The sequence below is a fragment of the Salipiger aestuarii genome (assembly GCF_003259905.1).
GTDB lineage: Bacteria > Pseudomonadota > Alphaproteobacteria > Rhodobacterales > Rhodobacteraceae > Salipiger > Salipiger aestuarii.
Genome location: NZ_QLMG01000001.1, coordinates 14,270 through 36,015 on the forward strand (window position 1 = coordinate 14,270; position 21,746 = coordinate 36,015).

The 21,746-nt window shown below is 63.9% G+C and carries 22 protein-coding genes; 10 read left to right on the plus strand and 12 right to left on the minus strand.

Annotated elements, in window-relative coordinates; translation table 11 throughout:
* The first annotated feature begins 563 nt into the window (after positions 1-563).
* Positions 564-1,412, plus strand: a complete 849-nt coding sequence (locus ATI53_RS00115; protein WP_111549430.1) for an urea carboxylase-associated family protein — start codon at positions 564-566, stop codon at positions 1,410-1,412.
* Between the two features lie 12 nt (positions 1,413-1,424).
* Here the strand turns inward: ATI53_RS00115 and deoD are convergent, their stop codons facing one another.
* The 3 genes from deoD to ATI53_RS00130 form a co-directional block, all read right to left on the minus strand.
* Positions 1,425-2,129, minus strand: coding sequence for a purine-nucleoside phosphorylase (deoD, locus tag ATI53_RS00120; protein ID WP_009504450.1), 705 nt, complete (start codon positions 2,127-2,129; stop codon positions 1,425-1,427).
* Positions 2,129-2,440 carry an H-NS histone family protein gene (locus ATI53_RS00125; protein WP_009504449.1) on the minus strand — a complete coding sequence of 104 codons (312 nt, stop codon included), beginning with the start codon at positions 2,438-2,440 and terminating at the stop codon, positions 2,129-2,131. The genes deoD and ATI53_RS00125 overlap by 1 nt, the downstream gene beginning before the upstream one ends.
* A 155-nt stretch (positions 2,441-2,595) precedes the next feature.
* Positions 2,596-4,560 carry an ethylmalonyl-CoA mutase gene (locus ATI53_RS00130; RefSeq protein WP_111549431.1) on the minus strand — a complete coding sequence of 655 codons (1,965 nt, stop codon included), beginning with the start codon at positions 4,558-4,560 and terminating at the stop codon, positions 2,596-2,598.
* Positions 4,561-4,983: 423 nt separating this feature from the next.
* On the opposite strand from ATI53_RS00130, the gene ccrA reads away from it, so the two are divergent.
* The 6 genes from ccrA (at position 4,984) to ATI53_RS00160 (ending at position 10,227) form a co-directional block, all read left to right on the plus strand.
* Entirely contained in the window at positions 4,984-6,270 is a 1,287-nt protein-coding gene (gene ccrA / locus ATI53_RS00135; protein WP_009504447.1) for a crotonyl-CoA carboxylase/reductase, read from the plus strand.
* Between the two features lie 215 nt (positions 6,271-6,485).
* Entirely contained in the window at positions 6,486-6,683 is a 198-nt protein-coding gene (locus ATI53_RS00140) for a hypothetical protein (protein ID WP_083840604.1), read from the plus strand.
* A complete protein-coding gene (locus ATI53_RS00145; RefSeq protein ID WP_009504446.1) occupies positions 6,631-7,359 on the plus strand; it encodes a helix-turn-helix transcriptional regulator in 729 nt (242 codons plus the stop codon). The genes ATI53_RS00140 and ATI53_RS00145 overlap by 53 nt, the downstream gene beginning before the upstream one ends.
* A 192-nt stretch (positions 7,360-7,551) precedes the next feature.
* Positions 7,552-8,187 (plus strand): acyl-homoserine-lactone synthase, encoded by a 636-nt coding sequence (locus ATI53_RS00150; protein ID WP_009504445.1) that lies wholly within the window; start codon positions 7,552-7,554, stop codon positions 8,185-8,187.
* A 91-nt stretch (positions 8,188-8,278) separates the two neighbouring features.
* Complete coding sequence (locus tag ATI53_RS00155) at positions 8,279-9,805, plus strand: ATP-dependent DNA helicase (protein ID WP_111549432.1); 1,527 nt, start codon at positions 8,279-8,281, stop codon at positions 9,803-9,805.
* Between the two features lie 5 nt (positions 9,806-9,810).
* Positions 9,811-10,227 carry a PaaI family thioesterase gene (locus tag ATI53_RS00160; RefSeq protein ID WP_111549433.1) on the plus strand — a complete coding sequence of 139 codons (417 nt, stop codon included), beginning with the start codon at positions 9,811-9,813 and terminating at the stop codon, positions 10,225-10,227.
* Here the strand turns inward: ATI53_RS00160 and ATI53_RS00165 are convergent.
* Genes ATI53_RS00165 through ATI53_RS00190 form a run of 6 tightly spaced genes read right to left on the minus strand, consistent with a single transcriptional unit; the run spans position 10,221 to position 16,758 of the window.
* Positions 10,221-11,153 (minus strand): 2-hydroxyacid dehydrogenase, encoded by a 933-nt coding sequence (locus ATI53_RS00165; RefSeq protein ID WP_111549434.1) that lies wholly within the window; start codon positions 11,151-11,153, stop codon positions 10,221-10,223. The two genes, ATI53_RS00160 and ATI53_RS00165, sit on opposite strands and share 7 nt — an antisense overlap.
* Complete coding sequence (gene rodA, locus ATI53_RS00170) at positions 11,153-12,292, minus strand: rod shape-determining protein RodA (protein WP_009504441.1); 1,140 nt, start codon at positions 12,290-12,292, stop codon at positions 11,153-11,155. The genes ATI53_RS00165 and rodA overlap by 1 nt, the downstream gene beginning before the upstream one ends.
* On the minus strand, positions 12,289-14,208 hold the full coding sequence (mrdA, locus tag ATI53_RS00175; protein WP_111549435.1) for a penicillin-binding protein 2: 1,920 nt from the start codon (positions 14,206-14,208) through the stop codon (positions 12,289-12,291). Before mrdA ends, rodA begins: the two co-directional genes overlap by 4 nt.
* A complete protein-coding gene (locus tag ATI53_RS00180) occupies positions 14,205-14,744 on the minus strand; it encodes a hypothetical protein (RefSeq protein WP_009504438.1) in 540 nt (179 codons plus the stop codon). The genes mrdA and ATI53_RS00180 overlap by 4 nt, the downstream gene beginning before the upstream one ends.
* On the minus strand, positions 14,737-15,669 hold the full coding sequence (gene mreC, locus ATI53_RS00185; RefSeq protein ID WP_009504437.1) for a rod shape-determining protein MreC: 933 nt from the start codon (positions 15,667-15,669) through the stop codon (positions 14,737-14,739). The genes ATI53_RS00180 and mreC overlap by 8 nt, the downstream gene beginning before the upstream one ends.
* Before the next feature lie 42 nt (positions 15,670-15,711).
* On the minus strand, positions 15,712-16,758 hold the full coding sequence (locus ATI53_RS00190) for a rod shape-determining protein (protein WP_034452375.1): 1,047 nt from the start codon (positions 16,756-16,758) through the stop codon (positions 15,712-15,714).
* Positions 16,759-17,020: 262 nt separating this feature from the next.
* Between ATI53_RS00190 and ATI53_RS00195 the strand changes: the two genes are divergently transcribed.
* The 3 genes from ATI53_RS00195 to ATI53_RS00205 all read left to right on the plus strand — a co-directional run bounded on the left by ATI53_RS00195 (position 17,021) and on the right by ATI53_RS00205 (position 19,056).
* Positions 17,021-17,476, plus strand: a complete 456-nt coding sequence (locus ATI53_RS00195) for a YtoQ family protein (protein WP_009504435.1) — start codon at positions 17,021-17,023, stop codon at positions 17,474-17,476.
* 183 nt (positions 17,477-17,659) lie between these two features.
* Entirely contained in the window at positions 17,660-18,082 is a 423-nt protein-coding gene (gene mscL, locus ATI53_RS00200) for a large conductance mechanosensitive channel protein MscL (RefSeq protein WP_009504434.1), read from the plus strand.
* An 86-nt stretch (positions 18,083-18,168) separates the two neighbouring features.
* On the plus strand, positions 18,169-19,056 hold the full coding sequence (locus tag ATI53_RS00205; RefSeq protein WP_009504433.1) for a cation diffusion facilitator family transporter: 888 nt from the start codon (positions 18,169-18,171) through the stop codon (positions 19,054-19,056).
* A 27-nt stretch (positions 19,057-19,083) separates the two neighbouring features.
* On the opposite strand, the gene ATI53_RS00210 is transcribed toward ATI53_RS00205, so the two are convergent.
* From ATI53_RS00210 to ATI53_RS00220, 3 genes are all read right to left on the minus strand, one after another.
* Positions 19,084-19,857 (minus strand): metallophosphoesterase, encoded by a 774-nt coding sequence (locus ATI53_RS00210; RefSeq protein WP_009504432.1) that lies wholly within the window; start codon positions 19,855-19,857, stop codon positions 19,084-19,086.
* A gap of 78 nt (positions 19,858-19,935) precedes the next feature.
* A complete protein-coding gene (locus tag ATI53_RS00215; protein ID WP_009504431.1) occupies positions 19,936-21,306 on the minus strand; it encodes a polysaccharide biosynthesis/export family protein in 1,371 nt (456 codons plus the stop codon).
* Positions 21,307-21,464: 158 nt separating this feature from the next.
* Positions 21,465-21,701 (minus strand): hypothetical protein, encoded by a 237-nt coding sequence (locus ATI53_RS00220; protein ID WP_009504430.1) that lies wholly within the window; start codon positions 21,699-21,701, stop codon positions 21,465-21,467.
* Positions 21,702-21,746 lie beyond the last annotated feature (45 nt).

The window sequence follows — 21,746 nt, forward strand, 5'->3', positions numbered from 1 at the left end:
GTCGCCGCGCCGTGATCTTCAGCAGCGACGATGCCCGGTTTCGACCCTGCCTCCGCCAGCGGCGCGATGGAAGACATCCGCGGAGTCTTTGAAATCGAGGTTGTCCGCGCGTTGACGGCACCCTGTCCGGCTGCTGGCGGCGGGTGCCGGATAGCGGCGGGCCGGACATGGACAACAGCCCGTTCTCTCAGATCGAGAACACGGCGGACAGGATGTTTGAAATCCGGGTCGGCGGCGAAGGGGCAATTACCGACGCGCAGACCGCCGATTGCTCTGTCGAGGTCGATCCCGATGGTCTGATGCGGATCAGGGCGACGTCCCTTTGTTCACGAAGCCGACGATCTCAGAACCCATCGAGGGCGGGGAAGCCGTGACAACTGTCTACCTCACCTTTGGTGATTCCGGACTTGGCGCAGAGTATTCGCGCGCGCGGGGGGGGAAGACGCCCAGGCCGAAATGGCGGTGCTGAACGGCGCGGTCGATGTCGAACCGACGCTCGTTTGACCGCTTGCCGCCGCGCGCCCGTCGGGATTAGGACGGTGGGACGAAACAGGAGCCTGCTCATGACGATCCCCGCCGATGCCGATGCGCGCCGCGCCGTTCCTCCGGTGATCTGCTATCCGACCGATACGCTGCCCGTGCCGGACATGGTGCGCTACAGGCGGGCGCTGGACGGGGCCATGGCGGTTTCGCAGCTCCTTGCCCCGCCACGGGGGGCGTGCCATTTCCGGGTGAAGGCCGGGCAGTTCTTTCGCATCACCAGTGTGGGTGGCCCGCAGGTCGGCGATCTGAACCTCTGGCACGATGGCGATTTGTCCGAGCGGTTCTATTCGGGCAAGACACGGGCGCTGCATGGCAGTCATGTGACGAGCGGCGAAAGGTTGTGGTCAAGCTTTCCCCACCTGCGCCCCATGGCCACCATCGTCGAGGATACGCTGGGCTGGTACGGGATCGACGCGTTCGGCGGGTCTGTGCACGATGTGATCGGCACGCGCTGCGATCCCTATACCGGCAACCTGCTGTCGGGCGCGCAGTACCATCACTGTTGCCATTCCAATCTGACCCGTGCCCTGGCCGACGCCACCGGCCTGCCTCTGCCCGAGGCGGAAAGACATGTGCACGATGTGCTGAACGTGTTCATGTGCACGGGGTTCACCCGCGATACCGGGCAGTATTTCATGAAGGCAAGCCCGGTGCGGCCTGGCGATCACCTCACTTTTTTTGCCGAGATCGACCTGCTGGGTGCGCTCAGCGCCTGCCCGGGGGGCGATTGTTCATCCAAGCACAGCTCGGATGGCGTGGATTGTCATCCGTTGCGGGTCGAGGTGCTGGCGGCTGAAAGCGGCGCCCTGGATGGCTGGGCGTCGCCCATGGCCAACGGATACGACCGCAGCCATGGGCGTCAGGTTTAAGCGGCGCAGAGCCTAGCTGAACGATGCCTCAAGGGCGATGCGCACCATGTCGCCGAACGAACTTTGCCGGTCCTGGGCCGACAGGGCCTCGTGCGTCAGCAAATGGTCCGAGACGGTCAGAACCGCCAGCGCCCGAACACCGTGGCGGGCGGCAAGGTTGTAAAGCTCTGCCGCTTCCATTTCGACGCCGAGGATGCCGTGGCGTGTCATGATGTCGTTGAGATCCGGGCGTTCGTCGTAAAACACATCCGCCGAATAGAGTCCGCCAACATGATACGTCGCGCCAATTGACCTCGCCGCGACCACGGCTTTCTGCAAAAGATCGAAATCCGCGCAGGGCGCGAAATTCAATTCCCGAAAGATCCCGCGGGACGGAGTCGACAGGGACGACGCGGTCATTCCAAGGATGACGTCGCGCAATCCGACAGCCGGTTGCATCGCGCCGCAAGATCCGATCCTGACGAGCGTTTTTGCGCCGTAGTCGCGGATCAGTTCGTTGGCGTAGATCGACAGGCTGGGCATACCCATCCCCGACCCGTGGATGGTAACCGGATGGCCATTCCAGGTGCCGGTAAACCCAAACATTCCGCGCACCCGATTGACGCACACCGGGTTGTCGAGAAAGTTATGCGCCGCCCATTCGGCGCGCAGGGGATCGCCGGGCAATAGAACCGTTTCGGCGATCTGTCCCGCTTCGGCCCCGATATGGATCGTCATCAGATCGCCAGGTCGTCCAGCGTTTTGCCCGAAGCGAGCGCGTCATTGAGCCAGTTGGGTTTGCGGCCACGGCCGGTCCAGGTCTGCGACGGGTTCGCCGGATTGGCGTATTTCGGCGCGCCTTTCGATCCCTTGGCGCTTCCAGCGGTCAGCACTTCGTCCAGAGAAAAGCCGAATTCCTTTACCGCCTGTTCCGCAGCACGTTTCGCGTCGGCCTTGCGGCGCGTTTCGAGCGTATTCAAAGCGCGGTCGACATCGGCCCGCAGTTTCTTGAGTTCGTCCTTAGAGAGAGCTTCGAGGTTCACTTCCATGACGGGTCACCTTTTGTATCGCTATCGTGGAATCCCCTAATTTGATGAATAAGCGGTAAACGCAAGCGCTTTTATGTGGCAGAGCCATACGAATTTAAATACCCGCCGGTATTTAATACCGGCGGGTTTCCGTCTTTCGGGTCGGACAGAATGGTTTATGCGGCGGCAACCGCCTTCGAATCGACCAGAGCGACAATATCCGACATGATCGTGTTCAGCACAAAATCCTTTGGTGTGTAGACCTTGGCCACGCCCATCGCGATCAGCCGTTTCGCATCCTCATCGGGAATGATTCCGCCGACGACCACCGGCACATGGTCGAGACCCTCAGTGCGCATGCGCTCCATCATATCTTCGACCAGCGGAATATGGCTGCCCGACAGGATCGACAGCCCCACAACATGCGCGCCGTTGCGGGCCGCCTCGACGATCTGCTCCGGCGTAAGGCGGATGCCTTCGTAGTCGATCTCCATCCCGCAGTCGCGGGCGCGAAAGGCGATCTGCTCGGCGCCATTGGAATGCCCGTCCAGCCCCGGCTTGCCAACCAGAAAGCGCAGCCGCTTGCCCAGACGGTCGCTGACCGCATCCACAGCCTGGCGGATGTGATCCAGGCCTTCGGTCTTGTTCGACACCGCGCGCGAAACCCCCGTCGGGCCACGATATTCTCCATGCACAGCGCGCATTTGCTGCGCCCATTCGCCGGTGGTGACGCCCGCCCTGGCCGCGCGGATCGACGCGGGCATGACGTTGCGCCCCTCGGCTGCGGCGGCGCGCAGATCGTCCAGCGCGGCCTGCACCCGCGTCTCGTCGCGGTCGGCGCGCCAGGCGTTCAGGCGGTCGATCTGGTCCTGCTCGACCGCCGGATCGACAACCATGATGCCACCGTCCTCGCCCATCAGCGGCGAGGGTTCGCCTTCGGTCCATTTATTGACTCCGACCACGATGGTTTCGTTGTTTTCGATCCGGTTCAGCCGCTCGGCATTTGAATCGACCAGCCGCGATTTCATGTAGTCGATCGCGCCAATCGCACCGCCCATGGAATCGATGTTGGCCAATTCCGCCCGCGCCTCGGCCTTGAGCGATTCGACCTTGACATCCACCGCCGGGTTGCCATCGAAAAGATCGCCATATTCCAGCAGGTCCGTTTCATAAGCCAGGATTTGCTGCATCCGCATCGACCATTGCTGGTCCCAGGGGCGCGGCAGGCCAAGCGCCTCGTTCCAGGCGGGCAACTGCACCGCGCGCGCGCGGGCGCGTTTCGAAAGCGTCACCGCCAGCATTTCGATCAGGATGCGATAAACATTGTTTTCGGGCTGCTGTTCGGTCAGCCCGAGGCTGTTGACCTGAACCCCATAACGAAAGCGGCGGAATTTCGGATTTTCGACGCCATAGCGCGTTTCCAGGATCTCGTCCCAGAGATCGACGAAAGCGCGCATCTTGCACATCTCGGTGACAAAACGGATGCCTGCGTTGACGAAAAAGCTGATCCGCCCGCAAAGCGCCGGGAAATCCTCGGGCGCGACGCGGGGTTTCAACTCGTCCAGCACCGCGATTCCGGTGGCCAGCGCAAAGGCCAGTTCCTGCTGGGGCGTCGCGCCCGCCTCTTGCAGGTGATAGGAACACACATTCATCGGGTTCCATTTCGGCACGTTGGTATAGCAGTATTCGGCGACATCGCCGATCATCTTCAGCGACGGTTCGGGCGGGCAGATATAGGTGCCGCGCGACAGGTATTCCTTGATCAGGTCGTTTTGCACCGTGCCTTGCAATTTGGTGATATCGGCGCCCTGCTCTTCGGCCACGGCGATATAAAGCGACAGCAGCCAGGGCGCCGTCGCGTTGATCGTCATGGATGTGTTCATCTGCTCAAGCGGAATATCGTCGAACAGCGCGCGCATGTCGCCAAGGTGGCAGACGGGCACGCCGACCTTGCCGACCTCGCCCTTGGACAAGATGTGGTCGCTGTCATAGCCGGTTTGGGTCGGCAGATCGAACGCGACCGACAGGCCGGTCTGCCCGCGCGCCAGGTTGCTGCGATACAGCGCGTTCGACGCGCTTGCGGTCGAGTGTCCGGCATAGGTGCGGATCAGCCAGGGGCGGTCACGGGTCGGGTCGGTCATGGCATCGGGCTCCCTCACAGGGCAGGATTTCAATAGGCAATCATATTGCGCCGTGTGTGTGGTATTCGAAAGATTATGTCTCGTCAATTCGCCGCAGTGCGGCGACGTGGCGACCGCCGAGGCGTTTCGCGGCGCTTGGGGCCATATTACGCCTTTGACATGCGGTTGCGTGGCGGGATTCGGAGCGAAACGTGTATTTTGATCCGGATACCGTATGAAATAGCCCGCTGACGCGCTGCCTGGCGAGCAGAGTCTTGGCGTCTGAGCATTTGCAGGGTCATAAAATTACAAAAATACATGTGGTTTATGTTGCAATGTTGCGCGACCATCGGTATTCCGCTGTGGGCGGCGCTGCGATTCTGCACTGCAGCGTTGCTCACGGGATATTGGATCCGCATGGATCGCTAGAGATAGGAGGCCCCGATGGCTCTGGATACGCAAACCGGGATCGCGCCCTATGAGGCGCCACAGAAAGACCTCTACGAGATCGGCGAGATGCCGCCGCTCGGCTATGTGCCGAAACAGATGCACGCGTGGGTGATCCGTCGCGAGCGCCACGGCGAGCCGGATAAATCTTTCAAGAAAGAGGTCGTCGATACCTGGCAGGTGGACAGCCACGAGGTGCTGGTTCTGGTGATGGCCGCGGGCGTCAATTACAACGGTGTGTGGGCTGGGCTGGGGGTTCCGATCTCGCCCTTCGACGTGCATGGCGCCGATTTTCACATCGCCGGGTCGGATGCGTCGGGCATCGTCTGGGCCGTGGGTGACAAGGTCACCAGCTGGAAGGTCGGGGACGAGGTTGTCATCCATTGCAACCAGGACAACGGCGACGACGAGGAATGCAACGGCGGCGATCCGATGTTCTCGCCCACGCAGCGGATCTGGGGCTATGAAACCGGCGACGGCTCGTTCAGCCAGTTCACCCGCGTGCAGGCCCAGCAGCTGATGCCGCGCCCCAAGCACCTGACCTGGGAGGAATCGGCCTGCTACACGTTGACGCTGGCCACCGCCTACCGGATGCTGTTCGGCCACCACCCGCATGAATTGAAGCCGGGCCAGAACGTGCTGGTCTGGGGGGCGTCGGGGGGGCTTGGGTCCTATGCGATCCAGCTGATCAACACCGCCGGGGCGAATGCCATCGGGGTGATTTCCAACGAGGACAAGCGCGATTTCGTGCTGGGACTTGGAGCGAAAGGCGTCATCAACCGCAAGGATTTCAAGTGCTGGGGCCAGCTGCCGACGGTGAACACGCCCGAATACAACGAGTGGCTGAAAGAGGCGCGCAAGTTCGGCAAGGCGATCTGGGACATTACCGGCAAGGGCGTCAGCGTTGACATGGTGTTCGAACATCCGGGCGAGGCGACGTTCCCGGTGTCGTGTCTGGTGTGCAAAAAGGGCGGAATGGTGGTGATTTGCGCCGGCACCACCGGGTTCAACTGCACCTTTGACGTGCGCTACATGTGGATGCATCAGAAGCGCCTTCAGGGGTCGCATTTTGCCCATCTCAAGCAGGCGGCCAGCGCCAACCGGCTGATGGTCGAGCGGCGGCTCGATCCGTGTATGTCGGAGGTTTTCGAGTGGGATCAGATTCCCGACGCTCACATGAAGATGCTGCGCAACCAGCACAAGCCGGGCAACATGGCAGTGCTGGTGCAGGCGCCCAAAACGGGGCTGCGCACCTTTGAAGAAGCGTTGGCAGCTCGTAGTTAACCCTGCGTTCAGGAATCGAATGCTATGTATGTTCGTGGATCGTTCTAACGGTTCGCGGACATCTTGCGTTCTGAGGCTGTGGATATGCTGACCAACAGGTTGGAAAATGGACCCTCACCATTTCTGGGGAGTTGGAATCCGTGAATTTCTTTCCGAAGTGACGCATGCTATAGTTGTTCTTAACGCTTTGTTAACTATCCACGGGAAGGCTAGCCATGACACATGACTGGATCATCGACGTCCTGACGGACCTGAAAACCTTTGCACGCGCCAACGCCATGACCGCGTTGGCCGAGCAGCTCGACGAAGCACAGCTGGTGGCTCAGGTTGAAATTGCGTCGGGCCTCGAAGGGGGCGCCTTTGGGCTTTGCAGCGAACTTTCCCGGCACGGACGGGCTACTGGAACAGCTTGAAAACTCCTCGAAGCCCGAGGATTTTCAGGAAGTAAGCGTTGCCCTCAGGGATCACTACGCGATTGCCCATCTGGTCTATCACTGGGTCAGCGCAGACGGCGAACAGTTCGGATGCGGCACTTATGATCCGGTTTGGGTGCAGCGATATGTCGAAAAAGGCTATCTGCGGATAGATCCGGTCATCCAGGGCTGCTATCAGCGGTTCCACCCGGTGGATTGGAAGCGCCTCGACTGGTCGTCCAAGGCGGCGAGAGCGTTCCAGAAGGATGCCATCGGGCATGGCGTCGGCAACCAGGGGTATTCGATCCCGATTCGCGGTCCGAACGGGCAGTTCGCCCTGTTCAGCCTGAGCCACAATTGCAACGATGAAACCTGGCAGCTTTTCACCGAGAGCAACCGGCGAGAGCTTATCCTGATTTCTCATGCCTTTAATCAGAAGGCGCTGGAGCTTGAACCGGGGCGCAAGCCCGAACCGGCACAACCGCTCAGCCCGCGAGAGGTCGAGGCGATGACCTTGCTTGCGGTGGGCTACAGCCGGGCACAGGTGGCCGAGACGCTCAGCATCTCCGAACACACGTTGCGGGTTTATATCGAAAGCGCCCGTTTCAAGCTGGGCGCGATGAACACGACGCATGCCGTTGCGCGCGCGCTGTCGCGCGGCCTGATCGTGGTATAACGCGGTCCCTTGCGACGTCCCCCGGATTTGATGGTTTTGTCCCGCGACGCCGGGTCTGCGGATTGTTCAGACTTTGTTAATCGAACCGTACGGTGCGGTTGTTTCCGCTTAAACCAGCCGCGCGGTCCGCTTACCTTCGATTAACCGCGTTTTCGCAATGTGTCTTTCATCGGACGACACGGGAGACACGCAATGATCCGCTACATTTACGCCGACCAGCTTCAGAATTTTCCGCTTCTGCGCGACACCATGTTCCGCGACCGCGCGGACCAGTTCAGAACGCGCCTCGGATGGGAGGTCAGCGTCGACGCTGACGGGTTCGAGCGCGACGAATATGACGATATGAACCCACTTTATGTGATCTGGGAAAAAGCCGACGGCACGCATGGCGGTTCGATGCGCCTGCTCCCCACCGTGGGGCGCTGCATGGTGAATGAACACTTTCTGTCCCTGACCGGAGGGGTGCGCATCGAAAGCCCGATCATTTGGGAATGCACCCGGTTTTGCCTTGCGCGAAACACCGACCCGGGCGCCGCTGCCGCGCTGATGCTGGCCGGGGGCGAGGTCATGAAAGGCTTTGGTGTCGAGCATTACGTCGGCGTGTTCGACGCGCGCATGGTGCGGATCTACAAGCGGATCGGGGCATCGCCCGAGGTGCTTGGCAGTCAGGGCGACGGGCGTGAGCGCATCTCGGTCGGGCTGTGGGAGTTCAGCGCCCAGGCTCAGGCACGGGTGGCGGCAAGCGCGGGAATTACGCCGGAACAGTCGCGTGGCTGGTTCGAGACCGCCTTCGGAACCGATGCGCCGCGCATGACTGTCGCGGCGTAGCGGCCGCCCCCGCCGGGAAATTCCCCGACGAAAGACCCTGCGGGCGCCTCGTCTCTGGCGCCCGCCAGCGGGGCCGGGTAGGATGCGCCGCATGGATTTGCCCGCACTGACATTCTCTGACGATCAGGCCGAGGCGTGGGACCGCGTGGCACAGATGCTGCACGGCGCTGGCGTCGATCTTGAGGAAGGTGTCTGCCTGCCCGCCAAGGATGGCCTGCCCCGCGTCATGGCGTTGAAGGGCAAGGCCGGGTCGGGCAAGACGCTGCTGCTGTCAGAGCTTTGCAAGGCGCTGCAAGCGAGTGGCGCCGAGATCGTCTCGGGCGATTATGAAAGCCGCAAGCTGTTGGAAAAGCGCAGCTTTGCGGTTCTGGCCCCGACCAACAAGGCGGCAAGCGTGCTGCGGATGCGCGGTGTGCCTGCCACCACGATCCACCGCATCATCTATAGCCCGGTATATGACCCAGAGTATGAGCGCATCGCAGAATGGCTGATGGGCGAAGGGGAAAGGCCCGAAATCGAGGATATTGGCGAAGAGGCGCTGGACCGCGCTTTCGCCGGCTTTCAGACCCACAAATCGGTTCCGGCGGCGCTTGCGGCAGCCGGGTTGCGGGGCAGCGATTTCATCACCGGCTGGAAGCGGCGCGAAGATCCGCTGGACATCGGTTTTGTGGACGAGTCCTCGATGCTGGACGACCGGCAGTTCGAGGATCTGCGCGAGATTTTCCCCAACCTCGTTCTGTTCGGCGATCCGGCGCAGTTGGCGCCGGTGAACCAGTCGGGCAAGATGGTGTTCGACGGCATCGCCGAAGAAGACACGATCGAACTGCATCGCATTCACCGCCAGCAGGCTGAAAGCCCGATTCTGGATCTGGCCCATGCGCTTGCGGACCCGAGCCTGGAATTTCACGATTTCGAACGCATGGTCGAACAGAAGGCCGCGCAGGACGACCGTGTGGTCTGGGCCAGCCGTGTCGAAGTGGATCTGATGGCGCGCTCGCCGGTGCTGGTCTGGCGCAATGCCACGCGCATCCGGCTGATTCACGCCTTTCGCAACGTGTTCGACGCGCCCGAGACGGAACTGCTGCCCGGAGAGCCGCTGATCTGTGACGGGCTTGAACTGCCCTTGAAGCATCGCAAGAAACGGCTTGATCTTGAGGCGCGCGGCCTGATCAAGGGCGCGCAGGTGATCTATCTGGGGCCGGGCAAGCGCCCGGGGTTTTCGCGCCTGCACGTCATGGGCGCAGCCGATCCGCAAGTTTCGGCGGCGTCAATCGTCAAGATCGAAAAGCCCGACGAGGCAGAGCCCTTTATTCCCTATGCGGCACGGATGGGTGCGACCTTTCTGCATGGGGCTGCGGTGACGATTCACAAGGCGCAGGGGTCGCAATGGGATCAGGTTCAGGTTTTTGCGCCGGATCTGTACGCTGCGGCGCGCATGGGCCGGGTCGAGGCAGGACAACCCTTGTGGAAGCGGCTGGCCTATGTGGCCATCACACGAGCGTCCGAGCGGCTGTACTGGGTGGTGCGGCCCCGGCTGTCGCGCCCGACGGGTGCGTTGCGCGTCGATGACCTGAAGGTCCCGGCGGTGCCGTTGGCGCTGGAACAGGAAGAAATTTAGGATACATGACCGATATGACCGATCCGCCAAGCGCGTTTGCGCAGATGCTGGGATATGACCTTGTCGACTGGCGCGAAGGATTTGCGCGCTACGAAATGGCGATTTCGGGCAAGCTGGGCAATCGGGAGGGGATTGTGCATGGCGGTGTGCATGCAACGTTGCTGGATTCCGCCATGGGGATTTCCGGATGCTGGACGGGGGAGGCCGACGCGCGGGCAGTGGCGCTGACGCTGTCGCTGAACGTGCAATATATCGGCAAGCCCCGCGGCGCCCGGCTGATCTGCGATGCACGGATGACCGGGGGCGGGCGCAGCATCTTTTATGCCGAAGCCACGCTGTCGGACGACCTGGGGACGCTTGTGGCCAAGGGGTCCGGCGTGTTCAAGCGGCGCCGGACCCCGGACGCGACAGACGGTCAGTAACCCGCGTCGCGGTCGACCAGATGCAGCATCGGTGCGCCCGCTTCGGCGCGGCGGATGTTCTCCGCAATGACGCGCGCGGCGCTGGGGGCGCGGGTTTCCGACGCGATATGGGGCGTGACCGTCACTTTGGGATGTGCCCAGAACGGATGATCGCGGGGCAGCGGTTCGGTGCGGAATACATCCAGTGTGGCGTGGGACAGCGCGCCCTTGTCCAGCGCGGCGATCAGCGCGGCATCGTCTATCAGCGGGCCTCGGCCAGGATTGATCAGGACGGCCCCGAGGGGCAGGCGGGCCAGCCGGTCTGCGCCCATCAGATCGGTTGTGGCGGGGGTGTCGGGCAACAGCAGCACCAGGATGTCAGCGCGCGCAAGCGCGGCATCCAGCGCGGCTTCGCCGTGCAGGCAGGTGATGCCGGGGGCCTGCTTGGGGCTGCGTGACCAACCGGTCACCGGAAATCCCAGTGCGGCCAGCGCCTGTGCGCAGGCCAGCCCCAGTGTCCCCAGCCCAAGGATCGTGACAGGGCGGTCGCCAGACAGCGGCGGCGGCTCTGGCCGCCAGCTGTGCGGGGGGTTCACGATATGCCTGTCCATTCCCAGATGATGGCGCAGCACATGTCCGGTGACGTATTCGACCATGCCCTGGGTCAGGCCCTCCGTGTCCACCATGCGGGCCAGCGGCACCTTCAGCGTTTCGTTCCGTGTCACCTGCTCGACCCCGGCCCACAGGTTCAGAACGGCCTTGAGCCGGGTGTAGGGGGTGAAATCCTGCACATCCGAATTGGGGGCGTAGACGATGTAATCGACCTCGGCCTTGGGCAGGTCGCGGGCAAGCCTGTAGTCCATGCCGGTGGCATCCAGCGCGGCGCGCAGCACAGGTTCATATTCCGGCCAGCGTTCGTCGGTGGCGGCAAAAAGAATATTCGGCATCAGCGGGGCCTGTGGATATGGGCGCTCTGCACGAGGCCGAAGGCGATCATCAGGACCAGCATGGCAGACCCGCCATAGCTGACCAGCGGAAGCGGGACACCGACGACCGGGGCAAGGCCCATCACCATCGACATGTTCACCGCGAAGAACAAAAAGAACGTCAGCCCGACCCCGAGGATCAGCAGCGACGAATAGCGGTCCTTGTTCTGCAACGCGGCGACGATGCAGAAGACCACGATCAGGACGTACAGCAGCAGCAGCGAGATCCCCCCCACAAAGCCGAATTCCTCGGCCAGCGTGTTGAAGATAAAGTCGGTATGCTTTTCGGGCAGGAAGTTCAGCCGCGACTGGGTGCCTTGCATGAACCCGCGCCCGGTCCAGCCGCCTGAACCCATGGCGATCTTGGCCTGGGTGATGTGATACCCGGCGCCCAGCGGGTCGGTGGACGGGTCGAGAAACGTGTCGATGCGGCGGAACTGATAATCCTTCAGCAACTGCCACGGCGTGCCGCGCGACAGGAATACGGTGTAAACCGCGCCGCCCCCCGCAGCGATCACGATCGCGAAATAGGCCCAGTGTACACCCGCGATGAACATCATCGCGCCCCCCCCCACCATCAGCAGGATCGCGGTGCCAAGGTCGGGCTGGATCAGCGTCAGAAACGTCGGCGCGAGAATCAGCAGCAAGGGCGCGATGACCCAGACCGGATGCGACACACGCCGCATCGGCAGCCAGTCGTAATAGGCCGCCAGCGCCATCACCAGCGCGACCTTCATCACCTCGGACGGTTGCAACCGCATGAACCCGATGTCGATCCAGCGTTGCGCGCCCATGCCGATGGCACCGAACAGTTCGACCGCGACCAGCAGGGCCAGCGCGCCCAGGTAGATCAGCGCGGACAGGTTGCGCCACAGCCATATCGGCACCATCGCAACACAGAACATCGCGCCCAGGCCCAGCAGGTAGCGTTTCATCTGCGGTTCTGCCCAGGGGCTAAGCGCGCCGCCCGCGACCGAATACAGCATCAGGAACCCGACGCTGGCGACGGCGGACAGCAGCACCACCAGCGGCCAGTTCAGGTACAGCACCTTGCGCCAGCCCGACGGGATCGTCTTGACCGAATATTCAAGATAGCTCATGCGCGGCGCCCCTCTGCCTCGGCGCGTTCGGCGCGTTCGCGTGCGATCCGGTCCTGCTGGGTCTTGATGCGGTCGCGATCCGACGACGGGTAGGCGTCAAGCGGGGGCGTGCCCTTGTAGAGCGCCTGCAGCATGATGTCGCGCGCCACCGGCGCGGCCACCGTCGAGCCGCCGCCGCCGTGTTCCACGACCACCGAAACCGCAAGGCGCGGTGCGTCGACCGGCGCGTAGCAGACGAACAGCGCGTGATCGCGTTCTTCCCAGGGCACATCCTGGTTGCGCACCACGCGGTTGAGCACCTGGCTGGTGCCGGTCTTGCCGGCCATGCGCTTGTCGTCGGCGGCGATACGCGACCGCCGCGCCGTGCCGCGCGGGCTGTTGACGACCGAGATCAGCCCGTTGCGCACCCAGCGCAGATGCTGCGGGTCGATCCCGAGGTCGCCACCGCCGACCAGCGGAACCTGGGCGCCGCCGATGCTGCGCACGAGGCGGGGCATGATCTCGCGCCCCGTGGCGACGCGGGCGGTCATGATCGCCTGTTGCAGCGGCGAGGTCAGCACGAACCCCTGTCCGATCGAGGCGTTCACCGTGTCGCCGATCAGCCACTCCGCGCCCCGCTCGCGCCGCTTCCAGTCCTTGTCGGGCATCAGGCCGGCGGTCACCGCCGACATCGGCACATCGGGCGCCGCGCCCAGCCCCAGACGGCGGCCCATCGCGGCGATGTTTTCGATCCCGACCTTCATCGCCAGCTCGTAATAATAGACGTCGCAACTGTCGCGCAGGCTGTTTTCCAGGTTCACATGCCCATGCCCGGATCGTTTCCAGCAGTGAAACCGCCGCGACCCGACCTCAAGGTGGCCGGGGCAGTAGGCGGTCTCGTCCGGCCCGATCACCCCGGCGGCCAGCCCGGCCAGCGCGGTCACGATCTTGAATGTCGATCCGGGCGGATAGGCGTCCTGCACCGTCTTGGAGGCCAGCGGGCGGTGGTTGTTCTCGCGCAACGCGCCGTAATCGGGCACGGAAATGCCGCGCACAAACTTGTTTGGATCGTATGAGGGCGACGAGGCGATGGCGAGCAAGTCGCCGCTTTCGACATCGATCACGACCGCGCTGGCGCTTTCGGGGCCAAGGCGGGCCTTGATGTAATCCTGAAGCTCGCTGTCGACGGTCAATTGCAGATCGGCGCCCGCGGTGCCTTCGCGCCGGTCGAGTTCGCGCATGACGCGTCCCACCGCGTTGACCTCGACCCGCTTGGCACCGGCGGCGCCGCGCAGCTGTTCCTCGTATTTGGATTCGATGCCCACCTTGCCGATCTGAAACCGCGGGATGCGCAGCACCGGCTCGGGGTCTTCATAGCGGGCAAGGTCGCGTTCGGACACCGGCCCGACGTAGCCCACAACATGCGCGAAAGTGTCGTGCTGGGGATAGACCCGGCTCAGGCCCACTTCGGGGGTGACGCCGGGCAGGGCGGGGGCGTTCACCGCGACCCGGCTGATTTCGTCCCAGGTGACCCGGTCGGCCACGGTTACCTGAAGAAACGGCGGCGAGGTGCGCATTTCCTCCAGCGCGCGGGTCACATCCTCGGGGTCCAGCTGTACCAGCTGCGCCAGCCGCCCGATGGTGTCTTCGAGATCGCCGGAATCCTCGCGCCGCATGGTGATGCGATAGGTGTTTTCGTTATCGGCGATCACCCGGCCTTCGCGATCAAAGATCCGCCCCCGCGACGGCGGGATCAGGTGCATGTTGATGCGGTTCTCTTCGGCCAGCAGGCGAAATTCATCGGCCTGATCCACCTGCATGTGGCGCATCCGCAGGCCCAGCACACCGGCGAAGGCGATTTGGGAACCGCCAAGCAGCAGGCCCCGACGGGTGATCTTGCGATTGCTGTCTGCGGTTTCGCGGGGCGTGCGTCTCACAGGCTTCTCCCGGCGTGGTCGAAATCTCCGGGGGACATGCGGCGCACCCCCAGCAGGAACTGCGATACCATGACCACCGCCGGATAGCATATCACGGTCATGGCAAATCGCATAAGCGCCAGAAAGGGGGGGCCTGCGGGCACAACCACCAGCCCCAGCACCAGGCGGTAGACGATGGTGATGGTCATCAGCGTGGTGGCCACGGCGATCCATTCCATGACGAACGTGGTTTCGGGGCCGCGCCGGTCACGGCGTTTCAGCGTCTCGGTCGCGAGCAGCGTCAGCGCCGCCCACAGTCCGGGGGGGCGCCCCAGCATCAGGTCGGCCAGCAGCATGACCCCGGCCACCAGCAGGGCCGGCACATAATCGGGGCGCCGCAGCGCCCAGGCAAAACACAGCCCCACCAGAAGATCCGGCCCCGCATAGCGCGGCGGCATCATGTCCAGGGGCAGCAGGTGGTAGAACAGGATCAGCAGCGCCAGACCGACAAAGGCCGCGCGCATGACCAGGATGCGTCCGGGGCGGGCCTCAGCCATCGCCGGGGTCCGCGGCTGGGCCGGTGGCCGGGTCGATGGCGGGGGGCATCTGCATGCCGGGGGGGATTTCGGGCAGGATCAGGGCGGAGGGCGCGCTGACCTGGCGCGCGCCATGATCGCGCAGCACCCGCAGAAACTCCAGCCGCTCATAGTCGGCGGCAAGGCGCACCCGCAGCCGCCCGCCCGGATCGGCGGCCACCTGCCCGATCAGCAGGCCGGGGGGAAACACCTCACCATCGCCCGAGGTCACGATGCGGTCGCCGGGGCGCACCTGGTCGTCGTCTTCCAGAAAATCAATCGGTGGCGCGGCGGAATTGTCGCCAATCACCAGCGCGCGCTGCCCCGAGGGCTGGATGACCGCAGGGATGCGGCTGGTGGTGTCTGTCAGCAGAATGACCCGGCTGGTGTTCGGCCCCACGCCCGAGATTCGCCCGACAAGGCCGATCCCGTCCATCGTTGCCCAGCCATCCACGATGCCATCGCGGGAGCCGACATTGATAAGCGCCGACTGCCGAAAGGGCGAGCCGCTGTCGGCCAGCACCACCCCGGTGATATAGGTCAGCCGAGGGTCCAGCCGCACGTTGTTCAGATCGCGCAGCCGGGCGTTTTCCTGTTCAAGCTGAAGCGCGGCTTCTTTCCAGGCGGTCATCTGGCGCAGTTCGCGGCGCAGTTCCTGGTTCTGATCGTAGATGCGCTGGTAGCTCTGGAAATCCTGCAGGATGCGCACCGCGCCGCTGACCGGCGCCATCGCCCAGTCGAAGCCGGGCAGCACCCGGTCGACGATCTGGGCGCGAAACCGTTCGACGCGCGGCGAATCGATGCGCCAGAAGATGAACAACCCCACAAGGCACAGCACGAGGATCGCCAGAAGCAGTCGCTTCAGCGGGCCAGAGTAGGTTTCGGACTGGGATCCGTTCTTCGCCATTCGGTCCTAGTGTACCGCGCCCGAGGACGCGGCTGAAGAGGTTCAGGAATCGTAGTCGATGGCGTGGCGCAACTGTTTTTCGTATTCCAGCGCCTTGCCGGTGCCTAGCGCCACGCAGTTCAGGCTTTCATCCGCGATGGACACCGCAAGGCCGGTCTGTTCGCGCAGCGCCAGATCCAGATCGCCCAGCAACGCGCCGCCCCCGGTCAGCATCACGCCCCGGTCGACGATGTCGGCGGCCAGATCGGGCGGGGTTGCTTCCAGCGCGGTCATCACCGCCTCGCAAATCTGTTGCACGGGTTCGGACAGGGCCTCGGCAACCTGGGCCTGGCTGACCTCGGTTTCCTTGGGCACACCGTTCAGCAGGTCGCGGCCGCGGATCTGCATGGAACTGCCGCGCCCGTCGTCGGGCATCCGCGCGGTGCCGATGCTGGTCTTGATGCGCTCGGCGGTGGATTCACCGACCAGCAGATTTTGCTGGCGGCGCAGGTAGTTGATGATCGCCTCGTCCATCCGGTCGCCGCCGACGCGGATCGACCGGGCGTAGACGATGTCGCCCAGCGACAGCACGGCGACCTCGGTGGTGCCGCCGCCGATGTCGACGACCATGTTGCCGGTGGGGTCGGTGATCGGCATCCCCGCGCCGATGGCCGCGGCGATGGGCTCGGCGATCAGCCCGGCCTTGCGCGCGCCCGCGCTCAGCACCGACTGACGAATGGCGCGCTTTTCCACCGGAGTCGCGCCGTGGGGCACGCAGACGATGATCTTGGGCTTGGAAAAGGTCGACCGCCTGTGCACCTTGCGGATGAAGTGCTTGATCATTTCCTCGGCGGTGTCGAAATCCGCGATGACGCCTTCGCGCATCGGGCGGATGGCCTCGATGCTGCCGGGGGTGCGGCCCAGCATCAGCTTGGCGTCCTCGCCCACGGCCAGCACTTTTTTCACACCATCCTTGATGTGATAGGCAACCACGGATGGTTCGGAAAGCACAATGCCCCGTCCCTTGACGTAGACAAGCGTGTTGGCTGTCCCAAGGTCGATGGCCATGTCCGCCGAAAAGGCGCCCATGAGTCTGTCCAGTCCAAACATGCTGTGCCCTGTCCCCAATGGTGTCGATATGACGTCTTTGGCCCGCGACTCTGCCCGAGCCCAAGCAACGGCACTTATAGGTCCGCTTTCAGGGGCGCGAAAGAGGTTGACCTGCGCAAATGCGCGTGAAATCGCCGCCAGCGCAAAAGACGGCGGTTTTGAGAAACCGCAGCGGCGGCGACGGGCGCGTTCCGCAGCTGGCCGTTGCCATCGCGTGCCACCGTGATAGCCCGGAGTGACCGGCAACAAGAGGAACGATACCATGGGGCTGACAATCTATCTGTCGGGTGAAATCCACACCGACTGGCGCGAGCGCGTCATCGAGGGCGCGCAGGGGCTGGATGTGACCTTTTCCGCGCCGGTCACCGATCACGCCGCGAGCGACGATTGCGGCGTCGCCATCCTTGGGGCGGAACCGGACAAGTTCTGGCATGACCGCAAGGGCGCGCAGATCAACGCCATCCGCACCCGCAAGCTGATCGCCGAGGCGGATGTGGTCGTGGTTCGGTTCGGCGACAAGTACAGGCAGTGGAATGCCGCATTCGATGCCGGAGTCGCGGCGGCGCTGGGCAAGTCGCTGATCGTGCTGCAACCGCCCGAACACGACCACGCCCTGAAAGAGATCGACGCGGCAGCCCTTGCCGTCGCCCGGTCCCCCGAAGAGGTCGCCAGCGTGCTGCGCTATGTGCTCACCGGGGCGCTTCCGGCGGGGGCCTGACAGCCTGTTTGGGGGGGCGGCCCTGTCACACGCCCCCGGGGCGCTTCGGGGTGACAGGGCACGGCCCGCGGCTTGCGCGCCGTCACCGGGGCGATTTCAGTTCTGGACTTCGGGGCATCTGTGCCACAGTCATGGTCCGGCGGCGTTGCCGCGATACACAACGATCATTCAGGGAACTTACCAATGATTCAGGAATTCAAGGATTTCATCGCCAAGGGCAATGTCATGGACATGGCCGTCGGCATCATCATCGGCGCCGCATTCACCGCCATCGTGCAATCCCTGGTCACGGACATGATAAACCCCATCGTGGGGCTGTTCACCGGGGGCATAGATTTCACCAATCTTTACTGGCTCTACGGCGATGCGACCTACAGCAGCCTCGAAAGCGCGCGCGAAGCCGGGGCCACGGTGTTCGCCTATGGATCGTTCATCACCGCGATCATAAATTTCCTTATCATCGCCTTTGTGGTGTTCATGCTGGTCAAGCTTGTCAACCGGGTCAAATCCGCCGCGGAAAAGCCCGACGAGGTGGCGCCCGAGGTCAATACCGGACCGTCGCAGCTCGACATCCTGATCGAGATCCGCGACGCGCTCAACAAGTGACAAACCCTGTCCGGGTCGCGCGGTTGCGTGTCCGGGGCCGGTTCGCTATCAGGCGCGCAATCCCCTAGGCCGGCGCAGAGGCAGCCATGAGCAAGGTCCTGAAAATCGCCTACGGCAGCGTCGCCGTGGGCCTCGCGGTTCTCGCCCTCAAGACGTTCGCCTGGTGGGTCACCGGATCCGTGGCTCTGCTGTCGGATGCGCTGGAAAGCATCGTGAATGTCGCCACCGCGCTTGCGGCGCTGGTCGCCTTGCGCATCTCGGCGATGCCCGCCGATGCCGATCATCCCTATGGTCATCACAAGGCGGAATATTTCAGCGCCGTGCTCGAAGGCGTGCTGATCGTCGTCGCCGCCATACTGATCCTGCGCGAAGCCTGGGACGCATGGCAGGCCCCCGCGCTCATCCAGGCCCCCTGGCAAGGGCTGGGCATCAACCTGCTGGCGGGCGTCATCAACGCCGTCTGGTGTCTCGTGCTGCTGCGCGCGGGCCGACAGATGCGCTCGCCCGCGCTTGCAGCGGACGGCAAGCACCTGCTGACCGACGTGGTGTCGTCGCTCGGGGTCACGGTCGGTGTGGTCGCGGCGGTGCTGACGGGCTGGGCCTGGCTGGATCCGCTGCTGGCGGCGCTTGTGGCGGTCAACATCCTGTGGTCCGGCTGGGACGTGGTGCGCCATTCGATCGGTGGGCTGATGGACGAATCAGCCCCCGAGGGCGAGATCGAACAGATGCGCACGCTGATCTCGGCCAATGCCGAAGGCGCGGTCGAAGCCCACGACCTGCGCTCGCGCCGCGCCGGGCGGGCGCTGTTCGTGGAATTTCACCTTGTCGTGCCGGGCGAGATGACGGTCGAGGCCGCGCATGAGATTTGCGACCGCATCGAAAGCGCGGTGCACGTCGCGTTCGAAGGCAGCCGCGTCACCATTCACGTCGAACCCGAACACAAGGCCAAGCACAGCGGCATCGTGGTGCTCTAGGCGCCGGCCTCTCGGTCGGCCACCCGGTCAGGTCGACACGAACGTCACATGACCCGGTTCGATCAATGCGGCGCTCAGACGCCCCGTGGCATAGGCGCCGGTGTCGATCGAAATGCGCCCGTCCTGCGCCTGCGGCGCTTTGACGATGGTGTGGCCGTGGACCACCCAGGTATCGTCACCGCGCGAAATCCTTTCGAAATCCGGATGGCCCCACAGCAACACCGCTTCGTCCTGAGCACCCACAGGAAGGGCGGGGTCCGTACCCGCGTGGCAGGCAAAGACGTTGCCCGACTGCCAGCTGGACGGAAGCCCCCGCAGCCAGGCCTCGGTCGCGTCGCCCAAAGCGCCGCGCAGCCGGTCGCGGGCATCCTGCCACTGCGCGTGCCCGACGTTCGGGCGTGGTGCGGCAACGCCGAAGCTGGCCAGTGTCTGAAGTCCGCCGTGGCGCAGCCAGCGCGGGCCGCACAGCTCGGGGCGGTCGAGAAAATCAATGAGCATCTGATCGTGATTGCCGCGCAGGCACACCATCACATCGACGCCGACCTCGGTCTGGATGCCATGCAGCCGCCGCAGCACGCCGGCGCTGTCGTCGCCCCGGTCGATGTAATCGCCCATCAGGACAAGCCTGATCGCCGGGCGCCCCAGATCGAACATCTGATCGAGAAGCCGGTCAAACAGCTCGGCACATCCGTGAAGGTCGCCAATCGCCCAGAACGGGGCCAGAGGCTGAATCGGGGCCTGAAACGCCTGTCTGCGAATGCCGGCACCGCCCAGAGGCTTGCGACGCAGAAAACGTCTCATTCCACGGGCCTGGCACCAACGGCGCGCATTGCCAGGCAAACGTGGGTGCAGCGAGATTCACCCATGGCGTATCCGGTTCTAGTTCGACGCGGCAGAGGCGGCGTAGGTCACCAGCGACGGGGTGATCTGGCTGATGACGCGGCTCCAGCGGGTCACGGGCTGTTCGGCGACAAAGATCACATCGTTGGGGCGCATCTCGAACCGGGTGGCCAGCAGAAAGCTCGCGGCGTCGCGCCCGTCCAGCTGCCAGGCGGTGATCGCGCCGAATTCACGCGGATCGGGCGAGCCGCGAAGCACATAGATTTCGCGCACATTGCCGGTCTGGGTCGGCACGCCGCCATTCTCGTACAGCGCATCCGCCAAGGACGCGGTGCGCCCGAAAGGCAAGGCATAGCGCGCCTGGCTGTCGACCTCTCCGGTCAGGTAAACGTAGTCGCGGTCAACCGAATCCAGTTCGAGCCGGGTCATGTAATTGTCACGCGCCTCGCCAAGCGCGCCCCGGCGCAGGCCGACCTCGGCGTTCAGTTCGTTCAGGGCCGCGATGCGCGCACCCTGGCGGAATTCGGCCAGCCGGATGCGTTCTTCGAAATAAGCCTGCGCGCGGTCAAGTTCATAAGCGGTATCGACAAAGACCACGTCGCCGTCGGTCAGCTGCACCCGCGCCAGGCTGCGGTTTGAATAAAGTGCGTCCAGCGGGATCTGGTAGATCGTGCCGTCGCGATAGATCCGCACCGAGGCGTAATCCAGATCGGCCGCGTTCACGCCGCCAGCCGCGGCCAGGGCTTCGTCCAGATACAGCGGGGTCAGGGTGATCGGCGCGACCGACGGGTTTTGCACGGCGCCGCCGATGGACACTTTCTTGGAATTGAATTCCGCGACCTCCAGGCTGAAGGTCGGTTCGATGTCGGTTTCGACCAGACGTTGGAAAAGCGTGTTTTCCGCTTCCTCCAGGGTCGACCCGGACACGGGCACGCGCCCGACGTGGGGGATCGCGATGGCACCGTCGTCCTGTACCGTGTAACCTTGGCGGGAATTGGCGGCGGCCAGCAGTCCGGTCAACTGCTCGACGGTGGACCCGATCTGGGGGGTCGCCAGCAACAGCACATCGCCGACGCCGATCCGGTAGGGGCCCTCGTTCGGTGCGGGGGGCACGCGGGTCTGCATCGACGATGGCCGGTTCTGGTAATCGACGACCGGGGCGGGGGCCGCCCCGCCGCCGGGTTGCACGGCGCCACCGCCGGCCGTGTTGAAGAAGATCGACGGCAGTTCCTTGGGGGCATACCCCGCCCGGTTCGCGACAATCGCGCTTTCGGGCGTGATTCGCAGCACGCGGACCTTGGTATCCCCGCCGCCGAGCGGATTGACCGACGGCGACTGGTAGGCGATGCCGCAGGCACCCAGAAGAAGCATCCCGGCGGCTGCGAGGCCCTTGAATCCCTTGATAACCATATCCTGTCCTCGAGCGTGCGCCTTGTCGGCGGCGTTTGTGCTTGCGGTAAACCTACTGGCAAAAAAATAATCTGACCACAGAACACGCAACGAAAAGGCGAACCCGATGCAGGTCCGCCTCAGTTCTTCGTACAAATGTTCCGCTCAGGCGGAAACGGTCAGTCGGGCACGGTGTTGTTGGACGATCCGCCGCCGCCGCCATCGCCGCCGCCGGCCGCAAGCCCGACGATCAGCAGCAGGCCACCGCCGATCAGCGCAGGAACCAGCGGGGACGATGCTTCGCCCTGTTGGCTGGAAATCAGGGGGTCGCGCGGTTTGACTTCCTGTGCCTGGGCAATCGGCGCCAGGGCAAGAAGCCCTGCTGTGGCGAGGCCGAGAACGCTCTTGATGGTCATGGGGTTTCTCCAAACTGGTTTACCGAACGTTACCAGTTGATCGGT